The sequence below is a fragment of the Pontivivens ytuae genome, from assembly GCF_015679265.1.
GTDB lineage: Bacteria > Pseudomonadota > Alphaproteobacteria > Rhodobacterales > Rhodobacteraceae > Pontivivens > Pontivivens ytuae.
Map to the genome: position 1 here is coordinate 1,300,836 of NZ_CP064942.1, position 15,661 is coordinate 1,316,496.

Annotated in this window: 15 protein-coding genes and 1 tRNA gene; 11 read left to right on the forward strand and 5 right to left on the reverse strand. The window is 70.0% G+C overall.

The genetic code is table 11. The features are described from left to right. The first annotated feature begins 199 nt into the window (after positions 1–199). The 10 genes from ptsP (at position 200) to I0K15_RS06295 (ending at position 10,753) form a co-directional block, all read left to right on the forward strand. A complete protein-coding gene (gene ptsP, locus I0K15_RS06250; protein WP_196104536.1) occupies positions 200–2,455 on the forward strand; it encodes a phosphoenolpyruvate--protein phosphotransferase in 2,256 nt (751 codons plus the stop codon). Between the two features lie 9 nt (positions 2,456–2,464). Beyond that, positions 2,465–2,872, forward strand: a complete 408-nt coding sequence (locus tag I0K15_RS06255; RefSeq protein ID WP_196104537.1) for a hypothetical protein — start codon at positions 2,465–2,467, stop codon at positions 2,870–2,872. Between the two features lie 3 nt (positions 2,873–2,875). Continuing rightward, a complete protein-coding gene (locus tag I0K15_RS06260; RefSeq protein WP_196104538.1) occupies positions 2,876–3,403 on the forward strand; it encodes a DUF3291 domain-containing protein in 528 nt (175 codons plus the stop codon). Next, positions 3,400–4,287 (forward strand): haloalkane dehalogenase, encoded by an 888-nt coding sequence (locus tag I0K15_RS06265; protein ID WP_196104539.1) that lies wholly within the window; start codon positions 3,400–3,402, stop codon positions 4,285–4,287. Before I0K15_RS06260 ends, I0K15_RS06265 begins: the two co-directional genes overlap by 4 nt. A gap of 523 nt (positions 4,288–4,810) precedes the next feature. Beyond that, a complete protein-coding gene (locus I0K15_RS06270) occupies positions 4,811–5,728 on the forward strand; it encodes a DUF5996 family protein (protein WP_196104540.1) in 918 nt (305 codons plus the stop codon). Positions 5,729–5,773: 45 nt separating this feature from the next. Next, entirely contained in the window at positions 5,774–6,697 is a 924-nt protein-coding gene (gene hemC, locus I0K15_RS06275) for a hydroxymethylbilane synthase (RefSeq protein ID WP_196104541.1), read from the forward strand. Further along, positions 6,690–7,406, forward strand: coding sequence for a uroporphyrinogen-III synthase (locus tag I0K15_RS06280; protein ID WP_196104542.1), 717 nt, complete (start codon positions 6,690–6,692; stop codon positions 7,404–7,406). Before hemC ends, I0K15_RS06280 begins: the two co-directional genes overlap by 8 nt. A gap of 44 nt (positions 7,407–7,450) precedes the next feature. Further along, complete coding sequence (locus tag I0K15_RS06285) at positions 7,451–9,037, forward strand: COG4223 family protein (RefSeq protein ID WP_196104543.1); 1,587 nt, start codon at positions 7,451–7,453, stop codon at positions 9,035–9,037. Positions 9,038–9,057: 20 nt separating this feature from the next. Next, positions 9,058–10,632, forward strand: coding sequence for a heme biosynthesis protein HemY (locus I0K15_RS06290; RefSeq protein WP_196104544.1), 1,575 nt, complete (start codon positions 9,058–9,060; stop codon positions 10,630–10,632). Positions 10,633–10,677: 45 nt separating this feature from the next. Continuing rightward, a tRNA-Thr gene (locus I0K15_RS06295) sits at positions 10,678–10,753 on the forward strand. A 97-nt stretch (positions 10,754–10,850) separates the two neighbouring features. Here I0K15_RS06295 and I0K15_RS06300 read toward each other — a convergent pair. From I0K15_RS06300 to I0K15_RS06320, 5 genes are all read right to left on the reverse strand, one after another. Next, positions 10,851–11,174, reverse strand: coding sequence for an ExbD/TolR family protein (locus I0K15_RS06300; RefSeq protein WP_230374313.1), 324 nt, complete (start codon positions 11,172–11,174; stop codon positions 10,851–10,853). A 53-nt stretch (positions 11,175–11,227) separates the two neighbouring features. Beyond that, positions 11,228–11,608, reverse strand: a complete 381-nt coding sequence (locus I0K15_RS06305; protein WP_196104546.1) for an ExbD/TolR family protein — start codon at positions 11,606–11,608, stop codon at positions 11,228–11,230. Further along, the gene (locus tag I0K15_RS06310) at positions 11,608–12,267 is read right to left on the reverse strand and encodes a MotA/TolQ/ExbB proton channel family protein (protein WP_196104547.1); all 660 of its coding nucleotides are present in this window, start codon (positions 12,265–12,267) and stop codon (positions 11,608–11,610) included. The genes I0K15_RS06305 and I0K15_RS06310 overlap by 1 nt, the downstream gene beginning before the upstream one ends. 142 nt (positions 12,268–12,409) lie before the next feature. Continuing rightward, on the reverse strand, positions 12,410–13,159 hold the full coding sequence (locus tag I0K15_RS06315; protein WP_196104548.1) for a COG3904 family protein: 750 nt from the start codon (positions 13,157–13,159) through the stop codon (positions 12,410–12,412). Continuing rightward, positions 13,156–14,430: a hypothetical protein gene (locus tag I0K15_RS06320; protein WP_196104549.1), complete on the reverse strand. Its 1,275-nt coding sequence runs from the start codon at positions 14,428–14,430 to the stop codon at positions 13,156–13,158. The genes I0K15_RS06315 and I0K15_RS06320 overlap by 4 nt, the downstream gene beginning before the upstream one ends. A 254-nt stretch (positions 14,431–14,684) precedes the next feature. Here I0K15_RS06320 and I0K15_RS06325 point away from each other — a divergent pair, with 254 nt between their 5' ends. Then, on the forward strand, positions 14,685–15,590 hold the full coding sequence (locus I0K15_RS06325) for a metal ABC transporter substrate-binding protein (protein WP_196104550.1): 906 nt from the start codon (positions 14,685–14,687) through the stop codon (positions 15,588–15,590). Positions 15,591–15,661: the final 71 nt, after the last annotated feature.

A 15,661-nucleotide genomic window follows, 5' to 3' on the forward strand; every position in this document is an offset into this window, starting at 1 on the left:
CCTCGTGGCAGTGGCGAACCCCCGCTAATCGCTTCAAATGCGTTGCATTTGGCGTCGATGCGGTCCCTGCGCCCTTGAAAACCGGCCCGTCCTCGCCGAAACCGCGACACGGCGATGTTGGACGGATGGCCTTGAGGCCCTTTGCCGCACGTCGTTATAGTGCTGCGTACACCCTTTGTCTCAACGTGAGAGCCCGCAGATGAACGCACCGGCCCGCGGGGCCTCTTCCCGTGTCCTGCTCCAGAAGCTTCGTGACGTGCTCGCTTCGCGCGAGGGTGGCCAGGAGCGCCTGGACAAGATCGTGCGCGTCATCGCCGCCACGATGGAGACGGAGGTGTGCTCCATCTACCTGCGGCGGGACGCGCGGACGCTGGAGCTGTGCGCGACGGAAGGCCTGAACGCGGAGGCCGTGCACCGCACGCGGATGCGCTTCGGCCAGGGTCTTGTCGGCCGGGTGGCGGAGACGGGGCGGCCCGTGAACACGGCGAACGCCCCGCGCACCCAGGGCTTCCGCTACATGCCCGAGACGGGGGAGGAGATCTATTCCGGCTTCCTCGGCGTGCCGATCCAGCGGCTGGGCGAGGCGCTCGGCGTGCTCGTGGTGCAGAACAAGGCGGAGCGGGCATTTTCGGACGACGACCTGCACGGGCTGGAAGTGATCGCGATGGTGATCGCGGAGATGACGGAGGCGGGGGCCTTCACCGGCACCGCCGGTGCGTCGGTCGTCACGCCGCACCAGGGCCCGGTCTTCTTCAAGGGCGTACAGGGGCAGGAGGGCGTGGCCGAGGGGCCTGTGCTGCTCCACGACCCGCATATCGTGATCGCGGAGCCCGTCAGCGACGACCCGGAGGCGGAGCTCGCCCGGCTGCACGTGGCGCTTCACAAGCTGCGGGGCGAGGTCGACCGCATGCTCGACGACGACGCGGTGGAAGAGACGGGCGAGGCGGCGGAGGTTCTGCAGACCTACGCGATGTTCGCGCGTGACCGGAGCTGGATCGCCCGGATCGAGCAGGGCATCAACGAGGGTCTCGCCGCAGAGGTGGCGGTGGAGAAGGAGCAGTCGTCCATCCGTCAGCGCATGGCGCGGATGTCCGATCCGTATCTGCGGGAGCGGTTCCACGACCTCGACGACCTGTCGAACCGGCTGTTGCGCCTGCTCTCCGGCCAGCGGTCGGAGAAGGGCGGCGTGCCGCATGGCGCGATCCTCGTCGCGCGCAATATCGGCCCGGCGGAGCTGCTGGATTACGGCCGGCGGCTGGGCGGCGTGGTGCTGGAGGAAGGGGCCGTCAGCTCCCACGCCGTGATCGTGGCGCGCGCGCTCGCGATCCCGCTGGTCCTGCAATGCGGCCGCGTGGCGCGGGAGGCGCTGGACGGTGACACGATCCTTGTCGATGGCGATGAGGGGCTGGTGCACCTGCGGCCCGAGGACAGCGTGCGCACCGCGTTCCGTGAGAAGATCGCGATGCGCGAGGAGGCGCAGCAGAAATATGCGGAGCTGCGCGACCTGCCGGCCTCCGCCCTCTGCGGCTCCATCGTCTCGCTCCACATGAACGCGGGCCTGATGGCCGACCTGCCCTCGCTCACCGGATCGGGGGCGGAGGGTGTGGGTCTCTACCGGACCGAGCTGCAATTCCTCGTCCGCTCCAAGGTGCCGCGGCGGGCGGAGCAGGCGGCGCTCTACTCGCGGATCCTCGATGCGGGCAAGGGCAAGCGGGTGGTGTTCCGCACCCTCGACATCGGGTCGGACAAGGTGCTGCCCTACATGCGCCCGGCCGACGAGCCGAACCCGGCGCTCGGCTGGCGGGCGATCCGGCTGGGCCTCGACCGGCGCGGCGTGATGCGGATGCAGTTGCAGAGCCTCATCCGGGGGGCGAAGGGGCGGCCGCTCTCGGTCATGTTCCCGATGATCGCGCAGTTCGAGGAGTTCAAGGCCGCGCGCAAGATGGTGCTCGACGAGATCGAGCGGGAGCGCAAGCTCGGCCACGTCCTGCCCTCGAATGTCGAGGTCGGCGCGATGCTGGAGACGCCGAGCCTCGCCTTCGCGCCGGAGGCGTTCTTCGAACTCGTCGACTTCATCTCGATCGGCGGCAACGACCTCAAGCAGTTCTTCTTCGCCGCGGATCGGGAGAACGAGCGCGTGCGCCGCCGCTACGACACGCTCAACGTGAGCTATCTGAGCTTCATCGGCCAGATCGTCGGGCGCTGCGCGGAGCATCAGACCCCGGTGAGCTTCTGCGGTGAGGATGCGGGGCGACCGGTGGAGGCGGCGTGCTTCGCCGCGATGGGGCTGCGTGCGCTGTCGATGCGGCCCGCGAGCATCGGGCCGGTGAAGCATCTGCTGCGGCAGGTGGACCTCGACGAGATCCGGACCGTGATCGACTATGCCCGCACCAGCGGTGCGCAGAGCGTGCGGCCCTCGGTCGAGGGCTTCCTGCGCGAGCGCGGCCTGATCTGAGCCGCGACGGTGAGCGATGCGTTCACATCGCTCACGGGACGTTGGAGCGGGACCTACGCCTATCCGCGCGGCCTCGCAGACCCCGTGCATTTCGCCGCCGACCTGGTGGAGGAGGACGGAACCATCCGCGGTCAGGTGGTCGAGCCCAACACGATCGTTCCGGGCGGGCCGAAGATGCTCGACGCCGACCTGCATGGGGAGCGGACGGGGCGCGAGGTCACGTTCTCCAAGACCTACACGTTGCGGTTTCGTCATCATGCTCTGGTCCATTATGAAGGCACGGCGAGCGCCGATCTGGGGACCATCACCGGGCGCTGGGTGATCCTCGGGCCGCACGCGCTGAGCGGCCGGTTCTCCATGCGCCGCCCGGCGCGGGAGGCCCGGAAGGTCGAAATGGAAGACAGCGTCGAGGTCTGACGGATGGCATGTGTCGCACTCTACACCTTCGGGATCTTCGTCCGCCCCGCGGATGCTCCGGCGAATGACGGCTTTCGCGAGATGAACGACCCGATCTTCGAGATCGTGGATCGCGCGCCGGGCCTGATCGCGCGGTCGGGCTATGCGGACGAGCCGGAGGGGCCCGCGTCCTGGGGGCCGGAGGTCTATCCGCGCTGGTATGTGGAGCGGGGCGACGGCTGGTCGCCCGCCACCCTGTCGTTGTGGGAGAGCATGGAGGCGGCCTTTGCCTTCAGCTATTCCGGGATGCATGCCGAGGCGCTGAAGCGCGGGGCCGAGTGGTTCCGCCCGCCCGAATGGCCGCCCTACGCGCTGTGGTGGCATGAAGGCGACGAGCGGCCGACCTGGGCGGATGGGGTGGCGCGTCACGCGCATCTCGACGCGCACGGGGCGACGGCGCAGGCCTTCACGTTCAAGGAGGCGTTCGATACGGCGGGCGCGCCGATGCGCCTCGCCCGCGACTGGCGCCGGCATCGGGAGGGGGCGGCATGACCCATCCGGAGTTCGGCGAGATCGTTCGGACGCCCGACGCGGCGTTCGAGGCCCTGCCCGGCTATCCCTTCGCGCCGCATTGGGCGGAGGTCGAGGGGCTGCGGATGCATTTCGTCGAGGAGGGCGCGGGCGATCGCGTCTGGCTCTGTCTCCACGGTCAGCCGACCTGGAGCTACCTCTACCGCCGCATGATCCCTGTGCTGGTCGAGGCCGGGCAGCGGGTGGTCGCCCCCGACCTGATCGGCTTCGGCAAGTCGGACAAGCCGATGGACGACGCGGTCTATACCTTCGACTTCCACCGGTGGATGCTGCTGGGCTTTCTGGCGGAGTTGCAGGCGAAACGCATCACGCTCGTCGTGCAGGACTGGGGCGGGCTCCTGGGCCTGACGCTGCCGATGGAGGACGCGCGCATTGACCGGCTGCTGATCCTGAACACGACGCTGGCCACCGGAGAGGCGCCAGGCGAGGGCTTCCTCGCGTGGCGGGCGTTCGTGGCCGGGAACCCGGATTTCTCGATCAGCCGGCTGATGCAGCGCTCCTGCCCCCACCTGACGGAGGCGGAGGCCGCGGCCTACAACGCGCCCTTCCCCGATGCGCAGTACCGGGCGGGGGTGCGGCGGTTTCCGCAGTTGGTGCCGACAACGCCGGAGGATGCAGGCGTAGACGTCTCCCGCCGCGCCGCGCGGTTCCTGTCGGAGGACTGGCGGGGCCGAAGCTGGATGACCTATGGCGCACAGGACCCGGTCTTCGGCGCGGAGGTGATGGAGGCGATGGCCGCCACGGTCCGCGGCTGCCCGCCCCCGGTGCCCCGCCCGGAAGCCGGGCACTTCACCCAGGAATGGGGTGAAGCGATCGCGCGGGAGGCTTTGGTGGAGCTGGGCTGAGGCGTCACTTCGAGGCGGAGAGGTCGGCGTTTGCTTGCGTTCGGGAGCACGCCGCATGCTCTGTTCCGGCGTCCTCCGGATCCATTCAGGAAGCGGAGGGCAGCGCCCGACCCTGGGTGGGCGCTCCTCGACATCGCTTCCTGGCACCAGCCGCGCCAAGCTAGTGCGGGAGGTGCTGCTTGCGACGGCGCAAAAGCGCCCTCCCATGGGGAGGGTCGGGCGCTGCCCGGCCTGTCAGCCGGGCGGGAAGGGGCTTCCATTCTCCACCGCCCCGGACTTGATCCGGGGTCTTTCGCCGCTGGCACCAAAGCAGGCGGACGGCCCCGGCTCGGGGGCCGGGGCGGTAACAACGAAATGCGCGGGAACTCATCTTCAGACATACTCGCGCATCTGGGAGCAACTTTCGCCCCCGGAAGCGCAGCCCAACACCCCCCCAAACAGCCATTCACCATCACACCAAGGCGGCAAATCCGGCGGACGGCCCCTACATCTTCCTCAGACCCACCCGTCACGGAGATGTCCCATGACCCGTCCCGGCCTGCCGCCCCTGCCCTATGACGAATGGCGCGAGACGCGCGACAGTCTGCATCTCTTCTGCCAGATCGTGGGCAAGATGCGGATGGGTGCGCATCCGAAGCTCAATCACTGGTGGCACGTGACGCTCTATCCCGACACGCGCGGCCTAACCACGGGGCGGGTGCCCTGTGGCAACGGGGCGTTCCGCATCGACCTAGATCTGCTCGACCACGTGGTGCGGGTGACGGCGAATGACGGGCGGCACACCGGCTTCGACATTCCGGGGCTGAGTGCGGCGGGCTTTCTCGAACGGTTGCGGACGGAGATGAAGGATCTCGGCTTCGAGGTCCCGATCGTGGCGAAACCCTACGAGCACCCCTCCACTATCCCGTTCGAGGAGGATACCGCACCGCGCGTCTACGACACCGAGGCGGCGACACGCTATTGGCAGGCGCTCTGCTCCATCGCATCGATCTTCGAGACGTGGCGGGGGCGCTTTGCGGGCAAGCAGACGCCGGTGCACCTCTTCTGGCACTCCTTCGACCTCGTGGTCACCCGCTTCTCCGGCCGCGCCGCGCCGATGGAGAGCGAGAACCAGGTGGAGCGTGAGGCCTACAGCCACGAGGTGGTGAGCGTCGGGTTCTGGCCGGGCGACGCGAAGGTGCGCAAGCCCGCCTTCTACGCCTATGCCTATCCGGAGCCCGCGGGCCTGCGCGAGCTTGCCCTGCCCCATGGCGAGATCATTGCGCAGGGGGGCGGGAGCCTCGCGCTGCTCGATTACGAGACGATGCGGACGGCGGAAGATCCACCGGCCGTCCTGCTCGACTTTCTCGACGGGTTCTACGAGGGTGCGGCCCGGCTCGGCGGGTGGGAGCAGGCGGCGATGGCGCCGCCGCACCGGGTGGAGGCTGTCAGCCCCGCCTGACATCCCCGATTGCGGCGGAGCGGTGTGGCGGTCTATGGGTGGGGCATGACCTACTCCCCAGACCGGCCGCTCAAGATCGGCACCCGCGGCTCTCCCCTCGCTCTTGCCCAGGCCCACGAGGTGCGCGCGCGCCTGATGGCGGCGCATGATATGCCCGAGGACGCCTTCGCGATAACCGTGATCCAGACCACCGGCGACGCGGTGCAGGACCGGCCGCTGAGCGAGATCGGGGGCAAGGGCCTTTTCACCAAGGAGATCGAGGCGGCGCTGCTCGACCGGCGGATCGACATCGCGGTCCATTCGACGAAGGACGTGGCGAACGTGCTGCCGGAGGGGCTCGCTTTGACCACCTTCCTGCCGCGGGAGGACGTGCGCGACAGCTTCATTTCGCGCAAGCACGGGTCGCTGGCGGATTTGCCGGAAGGGGCGGTGGTCGGCTGCTCCTCGATCCGGCGGCGGGCACAGATGGCAGAGAAGCGGCCCGATCTGCAGTTCGTGGAGTTCCGCGGCAACGTGCAGACGCGGCTGGCCAAGCTCGACGCCGGGCTGGCGGAGGCGACGCTGCTCGCCTGCGCGGGGCTGGTGCGGCTCGGCACGCCGGATCTGATGAACCCGATCGAGGTCGACGAGATGCTGCCTGCGGTGGCGCAGGGGGCGATCTCCCTCGAACAGCGGGCGGATGAGGATCTGGACGGGCTGCTGGCGCCCCTGAACGATGACGACACGGCGCTGTGCGTGCGGGCGGAGCGGGCGTTTCTCGCCGAGCTCGACGGGTCTTGCCGCACGCCGATCGGCGGGCTGGCACGGCTGGTGGATAGCGCGGTGGAGCTGCGCGGCGAGATCCTGAAGCCCGATGGCAGCACCGTGCATCGGGATCGGTGGACGGCCGGTGCAGCGGAGGCTGTGGAGATGGCCGCCGAGGCCGGGCGGGAGCTGAAGCGGCGCGCAGGACCCGGCTTTCTTGACTAAGCTGCTCCTGACCCGGCCCGAACGGCAGGCGAAGGCCTTTGCCGCGCGGTTGCCGGAGGGATGGGAGGCCGTGATCTCCCCGCTCAGCCGGATCGTCTTTCATGAGTTGCCGGAGGGGTTGCCGGACGCGCGGGGGCTGATCTTCACCTCGCAGAACGGGGTCGAGGCGTGGCAGGCCGCCTGTGGCCCCGCCCTGCCCGCCTGGTGCGTGGGTCAGCGGACGACGGAGCGGGCGCGGGAGGCGGGGCTCGACGCGACCTTCGGCGGGCGGACGCAGGAGGAGCTGGCGGAGACGTTGCGCGCGGCGCCGCCGGAGGAACCGCTTCTGCATGTCTCGGGGGCGCATCTAGCGGGGGACCTCGTGGTGGCGCTGCCGGAGTTGGAGGTCGCGCGGGTGGCGCTCTACACTGCCGAGAGCGTGCCGCTGACAGATGAGGCAGCGCAGAGCCTTGCATCGGGCGCGATCAGCGCGGTGGCGCATTTCTCGCCGCGGGCCGCGCTCCTGTTCCGGGAGGCTATCGCGCCGGGCTGGGACCTCGCCGCCCTCACCCACTTCGCGATCAGTGCCGCCGCACTGGCTCCGCTGGAGGGCCTGCCGCGCCGCGCGGCGGCCATTTCCGAAGAACCGACCGCCGAAGGTATGCTTGCCCTGCTGCGCCGCAGCGGCGCACACTCCGCGACAACTTGGCATAAGAAGCCGCAAGGCTAGCTTCTACTATTGGTCGTGACCGCCCAACGGAAAGCAGAAACGCAATGTCAGATCCGAAACGCCCCGACGAGACAGAGAACGCGGAAGCCCCTGAAACCCTTCAGGGAGAGGATGCCGCGCCGCCTCGCGAGGATTCGGTGGAGGATGCGGAGGTTGTCGCTCAGGAGGACGCGCCGAGGGTCGAGGCCGATTCGGAGCCGGAGACGCCCGAAGACGAGGTGAAGGCGGACGACGAGACCGTCGCCGAGGGCGAGCTGCGGGACGACGAGACGCCCCATGAGGCCGAAATACCCGATGAGGCCGAGACGCCTGAGGAGAGCGACGCGCGCGTCGCCCCCGTCGTCGCGTCCTGGGGCGGAGCCGCGGCGAACATCCATGCGCGGTCAACCTCCGATCCGTCGAGTCCGGATTACGAGCCGCCGGTGCATGAGGCGGCGGAGCCGTCCGAGGAGTATGTCGACGAGCATGACCATGACGAGGGCGGCTCCGTCGCCGGGCGGATCCTGTTCTGGCTGTTCCTGCTGGCCGCGGGTGGCGTGCTGGTGCTTTGGGGCGGGCCACGCGTAGCGCCCCACCTGCCCGCGGGCATGGAGCCGGTCGCCGAATGGCTGACCCCCGGCCGTCGTGCCGCCCAGATGCAGGTCGAGGATATGGAGGCGCGGCTGAACGCGCGGATCGACGCGCTCGACACCGGCCTCACCCCGGCGGGCGTCACCGCCCAGATCGACGGTGCGGTCGCCGAGAGCGAGGCGCTGACCGCCGACAACATCACGGCGCTGACGACGCGGGTGCAGGAGGTCTCCGACCAGGTGGCCGCTGCCGATAGCGAGGCGATCGAGGCGCGGCTCGGCCAGGTGGAGGTCCGCCTTGATGGGCTGGCGGGCGAGCTTGCAGCCCTTCAGGAGCAGATCAGCGGGCTGGCCGAGGGCGAGCTGGGCGTGGTCGGCGCGAATGCCGAGCAGATCGGCGCCTTCGACGTGCGTCTTGCGGGCCTTCGGGCCGAGCTCGACCGGATCGCCGCGCAGAACGGTGAGCTGAACCAGCGCATCGACGAGGTCGCTGCCACCGCCGAACGCCAGGTGCGCGAGGCCGAGGAGCAGATCGCGACGGCTCGGGCGGAGGCGGAAGCCGAAGTGGCCCGCGCCTCCGAGCAGACCGACATGATTGCCATTGCCGGCGCGCTCGACACCGGTGAGCCCTATGCCGATGCACTCGCCGGGATCGCGGAACTTGCCGAGGTGCCAGAGGGCCTGGCCGCCCATGCGGAGACCGGCGTGCCCACGCAGGCGCAGCTCGTCGCGGGCTTCGCCGAACCCGCCCGCGCCGCCGTGCGCGCAGACGTCGCCGCGAGCGAGGAGGACGGCGTGTTCGGCAGTGCGTCGGCCTTCTTCCGCTCTCGCGTCTCGGGCCGCTCGCTGGTGGAGATCGAGGGCGACGGCGCCGATGCCATCCTGTCACGGGTCGAGGCGCGGCTGCGCGAGGGCAATCTCGACGCCGCACTGGAGGAGGCAAGCGCCCTGCCGCCGCCCGCCGCCGCGGAGCTTCAGACCTGGTTCGGCCAGCTTCAGGCCCGCGCGCAGGCGCTGGGTGGCTACCGCATGCTGGTCGAACGCCTCGACGCCGTGAACTGATCCGGGAGGAACGGGAAAACATGCTCTGGTCGCTCTTGAAGATCGTCCTGTTCGTCGCCCTGGTCACGGCGGCCGCCTTCGGCGTCATCGCCGTGATGGATCAGGACGGCGGGCTCACCGTCACGCTGGGCGGGCGCGAATATCCCTTCGCCCCGATCGAGGTGCTGGTACTGCTGGTCCTTGCGATGATCGCCTTCGTCGTCATCCAGCAGCTCGCCGGGTTCCTAATCGCGCTGTTGCGCTTCATCACCGGGGACGAGACGGCGCTGTCGCGCTTCTTCGACCGCTCGCGGGAGCGGCGGGGTTTCATGGCGCTCGCGGATGCCATGATGCTGAACGCCTCGGGCGACGGGCGTGGGGCGCTGGCAAAGGCGCGCAAGGCCGACCGCCTGCTCGACCGGCCGGAGCTGACGCAACTCGTGACCGCACAGGCAGCGGAGGAGGCGGGCGACCGGCTCGCCGCCGAGGAGCAGTACAAGGCGATGCTCGGCGATCAGCGCACCCGCTTCGTCGGTGTGCACGGCCTGATGCGCCAGCGGCTCGCGAAGGGTGAGACGGAGACGGCGCTGAAGCTCGCGGAGAAGGCGTTCGACCTGAAGCCGAAGCACCAGGGACTGCAGTCCACACTCTTCACCCTGCAGGCGGAGCAGGAACGCTGGGACGGCGCGCGGCGCACGCTGGCGCAGCAGGTCCGCACCGGCGCTCTGCCCAAGGACGTGGCCCAGCGCCGCGACGCGATCCTGAACCTCGCGGCCGCACAGGATGCGCTCGCCAAGGACGATTACGACACGGCGAAGGACGCGGCGGTCGAGGCGCACCGCCTCGCGCCCGGCCACGTGCCCGCGGCGGTGGCGGTGGCCAAGGTCCATCAGCACCAGAACAGCCCGCGGGCCGCACAACGCGCGCTCCTGAAGACGTGGAAGCTCGCCCCGCATCCGGAGCTCGCCGCCGCCTTTGCCGAGCTGGAGTCTGAGGAGACGCCTTCGGCCCGCCGCTCCCGCTTCGACCCGTTCCTCAAGGCGCAGCCCGAACATGCGGAGACGCGGATGCTCCGCGCCGAGCTCGCCATTGCCGACGAGGACTTTCCGGCGGCCCGGCGCGCGATGGGCGACCTCGCGCAGGTCGAGCCCACAACGCGGGCGCTCGCCATCATGGCGGCGATCGAGCGCGGCGAAGGGGCCGAGGACAAGGTGGTTCGCGGCTGGCTCGCCAAGGCGCTTACCGCGCCGCGCGGCCCGCAATGGACCTGCAACACCTGCCGCACGGTGCACCCCCACTGGTCCGCCGTCTGCTCGAATTGCGACAGCTTCGACACGATCGACTGGCTCGACCTCCCCGAGAGCCCGACGACGCAGGCCGCGGCCGGCGCGATGCTGCCGGTGGTCAGCGGCATGCTGCTCGACAGCGCGCCGGAAGCCGAGCCCGAGGACGAAGCGGAGGTGGTCGCGGAGCCGGAGCCCGAACCAGCGGAGCCGGTGGTGCAGCCCCGCGACGAGACGGTGATCGACACGGTGGCCGCCGAGGACAGCACCGATCTCGCCGGTCAGGAGGCCATGGCCGATCGCCCGCGCGAAGAGGCCGCGAAAACCGCCTGATTGCCCTTGCACGCCCGCCCGGCAATCGCTAATCAGGCCTCCGTCGCCGCTGTAGCTCAGCTGGTAGAGCACGTCATTCGTAATGATGGGGTCGGGGGTTCGAGTCCCTTCAGCGGCACCACTCCCTCCAGTATTCTGCGTTAGGGTTTCGCCGGAAGTCTGCTGCCCCAGCCGGCATCAGGTCGGCCCGGGAAGCGCCCGGGAGCTGCGTTGTTTTGTCAGCGGGTCGTTACGATTGCAGTTTCCGTGATGCCGACCGCAGCGAGGCGCGGCAGGAGTTCGGCGATGCGGGCGGCGGGGACGGCGGCGTCGGCGCGGATGAGGAGGGTCTCGGGAGGTTCGGCGGCAAGGGTCGCAAAGACCGCGTCGCCGCGCGCCTCTCGGAAGGCCAGGGTGCCGTCGGCGGCGAGGTAGAGCGTGGCGGGACCCTCCGCCGCCTCGTCACTGTCTGACGAGGGGAGTTCGACTTCGAGCGGGGGCGGAGGGGCGATCTGCGCGGTCATCAGGAAGAAGATCAGCAGCAGGAATACGACGTTGATCATCGGCACGACGCTCTCGGCACGGGAGCGTTTCGCAGAGCATCGGAACCGCATCGCTATTCGACCAGGACGAGCGTGTCGAAGCCGGCGGTGGAGAGCATCTCCATGACCTCCACGATCCGCTGCAACGGTGCTTCGTCGCGCGGGCGGAGCACGATCGTGTCACTCGGCGCGTCGGTGAGGCGGTGGAGCTCGGCGCCCAGCTCGTCTCCCTCCACCGGCCGCCCGTTCAGCCGTTGCCCCCCCGGCAGCACGTCGATCAGGCGGGGCGGGCCGGAGTAGCGCTCCCCCGCCGTGCCGCCGAGGGTGAGCGGGATCGCGCTGTCGATACCGAAGCGGGCCGCGAGCATGAAGAAGACGAGCAGCAGGAACACCACGTCGATCATTGGCGTGAGGCTCGGCTTGCGCCGGATGCGTGGTGCGGCGAAGGCGAACATCACTCCGCCGCCCGGAGCGTGGCGAGGCGGGGCGGCGTGTGGGTGAAGATGCGGGTCGCCGCATCCTCCATATCCGACTGCACCCGCTCCACGATGCTCTCGAACCAGGTGAGCGTCATGGAGGCCGGGATCGCCACGGCCATCCCGGCGGCGGTGGTCAGCAGAGCCTCCCAGATGCCACCGGCGAGGGCTGCGGGATCGGCGCGGGTGCCCGCCTCCTGCAACGCCTGGAACGCGGCGATCATGCCGAGCACGGTGCCGAGCAGGCCGAGGAGTGGCGCGATGGTGGCGATCAGCTCCAGCGCGCGGAGGCCGGAGCGGGCCTCCATCAGGGCGGCGCGGGCGACACGCTCCGTCTCCTCCCGCGCGTCGTCGGGGGAGAAGGCGGGGTTCATCCGGGCGGCCATCGCGGCGGTGGCGAGCCGGGTGCGGAGGGCGGGGCGGTTGGCGAGGAGCTGCTGTGCTGCCTCCGGCTCTCCTCCGATCCAGAGCTGCACCGCCTGCTCCGTCGTCGCCCCGGCCCAAGCGCCGCTGCGGGCGAAGCGGATCAGCTTCCACAGGATCAGGGCCGCGGTGAGGATCGAGAGGGCCGCGATGATCCAGATCGTGACGCCGCCTTGCGAGAGAATGTCGCTGGCGGGCTGAAGGGCGCCGTCCATGTCAGCGGCGGGTGCTTGGGTGAAGGTGCGGCACAGGTCAGCTCCTCTTGGCGAGGGCTGGCAAATGCTGGCGGCCAATTCCGATGAAATCTGTTGGATTTATAGGCCTGCGGAGGGGAGCAGGCAAGCGTGCATCGCGACCTCACTGCGTCACGACGTTCCAGTCGGTCAGCTCGTCGGGTGTTAGGATGTAGATCTCGTCCGCCGGGGTGGCCATGGCCGGGCCCATGATCCTGAGGTCGACCCCCATATCGTCGAGATAGGCGAGGACGCCGGCCTGCCCGCGCTGCACATCCTCGACCGCGAGGAAGGCGGGCAGGATGGTCGACTCGCCGAAGCTGTGCTGGTGGACGCCGAGGCGGGCGCTGTCCGCGATCTGCCGCGCGGTGCCGCCTGCGAAGATGTAGGGGCAGGCGGAGAGGCAGATGCTCGCGTCCGCGAGCCGGGTCTCGGCCCCAATCCCGCGGATGGTGCGGCCGATCTCCAGCGCGTCGGAGACGCTGCCGCCAGGGCTCTCGAGGGTCACGAGGTCGGGCTCCAGCCGCCGGAGCTCCTCGACGATCCGCGCGCCGTCGCCCGGCGAGATCGCGCCGCGCAGTTGCAGGGCGGGGCGGCCGTCCACCGTGATCTCTTCGGCGAGCAGGCGGCGCGGCATGTCGGGGTCGATGCCCGGCCCCGGGTTGGAGGGATTGCGCGGTCGGTAGCGCCGGGTCTGGTCGCCGGGCCGCGTCGGCAGGTCGAGCTCCGGCAGGGACGACGGCGCCAGCAGCCGCGGGATTGTCGGGGCGATCTCCACCAGGATCAGCAGCCCGGCCAGCATCAGTTGCGCGCCGAGCAGCCAACGCAGCGTGCGCCGGGTGGCGTTGGGATGCCGGTCCGGCGCGTCGCTCATTCGGCGGCCTCGCGGCCCGGATGCGGCAACGGCGGCTCGTCGCGGTAGGTGGGCGCCGGGGGACTGCTGAGCTCCGCCGCCTCGACCTCTCGCAGGGCGAGGACCGCGGCGCGTAGCTCGGCGACGGTCATCGCATCCTCGGGCTCGGCCGGGTCGCGGCCCGCGCGGATGGCGGCTTGGGCGACGGCGACGATCAGGACCAGCACGGCGGGCAGGAGGTCGATCGCGATGGCCCCGGCCCAGGAGGGCGCGAAGTTGCGCGCGTAGCGGATGACCGCGTCGGCGGTGGAGATCGGCGTGTAGACGACCTCGGCCGCCGGTTCGAGGGCGAGCACTTCGGAGGCGGCCGCCTGCAGGGTTTCAGCCCGCTGGGCCAGCACTTCCAGGAGCGAAGTGATTGTGGCCTGCTGCGCGGCCTGCCCGCCGGCGTCGCCCGCATCGAGGCGGGGCAGCACCACCGATTGCGCGAGGTCGCGGGCCGCGCGGTCCACCAGGGGCGCGACGGACAGCTGGCGCAGTTCGGTGATGACGCCGGCGAGACGCACCGATTCCTCGGAGAACTCGACGGCGCGATCCTCCACCGGGCCGGGCGCAACGGTCAGCGCGCGCATCCGGCTGAGGATGGCGTTGCCCTCGGCGAAGGCGGCGGCGACAGGGGCTTCCTGCGCGGCGATCAGCTCCTCGAGCGCGCCGAGCTCGTCGGATTTCTGGGTGAGGACGCGGAACACCGCGCCACGCCCTGCGAGGCCGGAGAGGCCACCGCCCGCCTCCTGCTGCGACAGGTCTTCGAAGCTCTGCCGCGTGCGCCCCACATCGAGGCCGAGCGCCTGGCCCTGCAGCGTGATCTCGTGGGCGCGCTCCAGCGACGCCTGGTAGTCCTGCACGGTGCGCGCGAGGTGCTGCTCCACCGCCGCCGACCCCGCCAGCGCGGCGGCGTTGAGCCAGGAGGACATGGCGACGATCGCGCCGGAGCCGACCACCATGGCGAGGACCAGCCACATCCGCGTCGCCGCCGTCCGCATCGCGGGCAGCAGGCGCATCAGGTAGGACCAGAACACGAAGATGCCGGTCGAGACCGCGGCGCTGTAGGCGACGGCCGCGAACAGCGACAGCGCGCCGCCGTCGTCGAGCAGGCCGCGCACGCCCAGATAGGTGTAGATGCCCGAGGCGACCGCCAGCACGCCGAGTGCCGCGGAAGTGAAGCTGTCGAGCCAGCCGAGATGGGTCTCGACCTCGCGCGCATGGCGCAGGCCCCTGGTGTCACGGCTCATGCGCGGTCCTCCTCGGCGGCAAGGATGGTCATCGCCGGGCGGGAAGACAAGGTTAACGAAGGGCTTCCGGCGCGCGCCCCACGGCCCCGCGAAGATTTGAGGTCCGCATGTCGCATGGCCCTTTCCGACGGGCGGGCAGGTTCTATCTACGCAGATGCAGAGCCGTAAATGAGAACCACTCGCAACACGGCTTGACTATTGAGAGTGATTTGCATTTACAGATGCCACAGGACCCGTTTTTGCAGGAGACCCCGATGCCCCGCCGACTTCTGACCGCCACCGCCATCGCCGCCCTGAGCGCGGCCTTCGCGACGGGCGCACAAGCCGACGACGACCGTCTGACCGTGGTCACGACCTTCACGGTGCTGGCCGACATGGCCTCGAACGTGGCGGGGGAGGCGGCGGACGTCGTCTCGGTCACCCGGCCGGGGGCGGAGATCCACGGCTACGAGCCGACGCCGCAGGACATCGTGCGGGCTTCCGAAGCCGACCTGATCCTGTGGAACGGCATGAACCTGGAGCTGTGGTTCGAGCAGTTCCTCGCCAATCTCGGCGACATCCCGTCGGCCACGCTGAGCGAGGGCATCGACCCGATCCCGATCGCCTCGGGCAGCTATGAAGGCCTGCCGAACCCGCATGCCTGGATGGGCCTCGACAACGCGATTGTCTACATCGACAACATCGTCGCCGCGTTCTCCGAACACGATCCGGAGAATGCCGAGATCTATGCGGCCAATGCCGAGGCCTACAAGGACGAGCTGCGCGCCACCATCGAGCCGCTGCGCGAGATCGTCGCCACCATTCCGGAGGATCGCCGCTGGCTGGTGACCTGCGAGGGCGCCTTCAGCTACCTCGCCCGCGACTTCGGCATGCAGGAGCTCTACCTCTGGCCGATGAACGCCGATCAGGTGGGCACGCCGCAGCAGGTCCGCGCCGTGATCGACGGGGTGAACGAGAACGATATCGAGGTGGTTTTCTGCGAGAGCACCGTGAACACCGCCCCGGCGGAGCAGGTCGCGCGGGAGACCGGCGCGCGCTATGGCGGGGTGCTCTACGTGGATTCGCTGAGTACGGAGGATGGGCCGGTGCCGACCTATCTCGACCTGTTGCGCGTAACCTCCACGACCGTTGCCGAGGGGCTGGCCACGGCCACCAACTGAGCGACGGATGACATGAAGACCGGACCCGCGGCGCGCGATGCCGCGGGTTCTGCCGTACCGGGCCACCCCGG

Excerpts from the sequence above, each read along its gene's own strand:
- ptsP (WP_196104536.1), top strand. The coding sequence starts at position 200 with ATGAACGCACCGGCCCGCGGGGCCTCTTCCCGTGTCCTGCTCCAGAAG.
- I0K15_RS06260 (WP_196104538.1), top strand. The coding sequence starts at position 2,876 with ATGGCATGTGTCGCACTCTACACCTTCGGGATCTTCGTCCGCCCCGCG.
- I0K15_RS06265 (WP_196104539.1), top strand. The coding sequence starts at position 3,400 with ATGACCCATCCGGAGTTCGGCGAGATCGTTCGGACGCCCGACGCGGCG.
- I0K15_RS06270 (WP_196104540.1), top strand. The coding sequence starts at position 4,811 with ATGACCCGTCCCGGCCTGCCGCCCCTGCCCTATGACGAATGGCGCGAG.
- hemC (WP_196104541.1), top strand. The coding sequence starts at position 5,774 with ATGACCTACTCCCCAGACCGGCCGCTCAAGATCGGCACCCGCGGCTCT.
- I0K15_RS06285 (WP_196104543.1), top strand. The coding sequence starts at position 7,451 with ATGTCAGATCCGAAACGCCCCGACGAGACAGAGAACGCGGAAGCCCCT.
- I0K15_RS06290 (WP_196104544.1), top strand. The coding sequence starts at position 9,058 with ATGCTCTGGTCGCTCTTGAAGATCGTCCTGTTCGTCGCCCTGGTCACG.
- I0K15_RS06300 (WP_230374313.1), bottom strand. The coding sequence starts at position 11,174 with ATGATCAACGTCGTATTCCTGCTGCTGATCTTCTTCCTGATGACCGCG.
- I0K15_RS06305 (WP_196104546.1), bottom strand. The coding sequence starts at position 11,608 with ATGTTCGCCTTCGCCGCACCACGCATCCGGCGCAAGCCGAGCCTCACG.
- I0K15_RS06310 (WP_196104547.1), bottom strand. The coding sequence starts at position 12,267 with ATGGACGGCGCCCTTCAGCCCGCCAGCGACATTCTCTCGCAAGGCGGC.
- I0K15_RS06315 (WP_196104548.1), bottom strand. The coding sequence starts at position 13,159 with ATGAGCGACGCGCCGGACCGGCATCCCAACGCCACCCGGCGCACGCTG.
- I0K15_RS06320 (WP_196104549.1), bottom strand. The coding sequence starts at position 14,430 with ATGAGCCGTGACACCAGGGGCCTGCGCCATGCGCGCGAGGTCGAGACC.
- I0K15_RS06325 (WP_196104550.1), top strand. The coding sequence starts at position 14,685 with ATGCCCCGCCGACTTCTGACCGCCACCGCCATCGCCGCCCTGAGCGCG.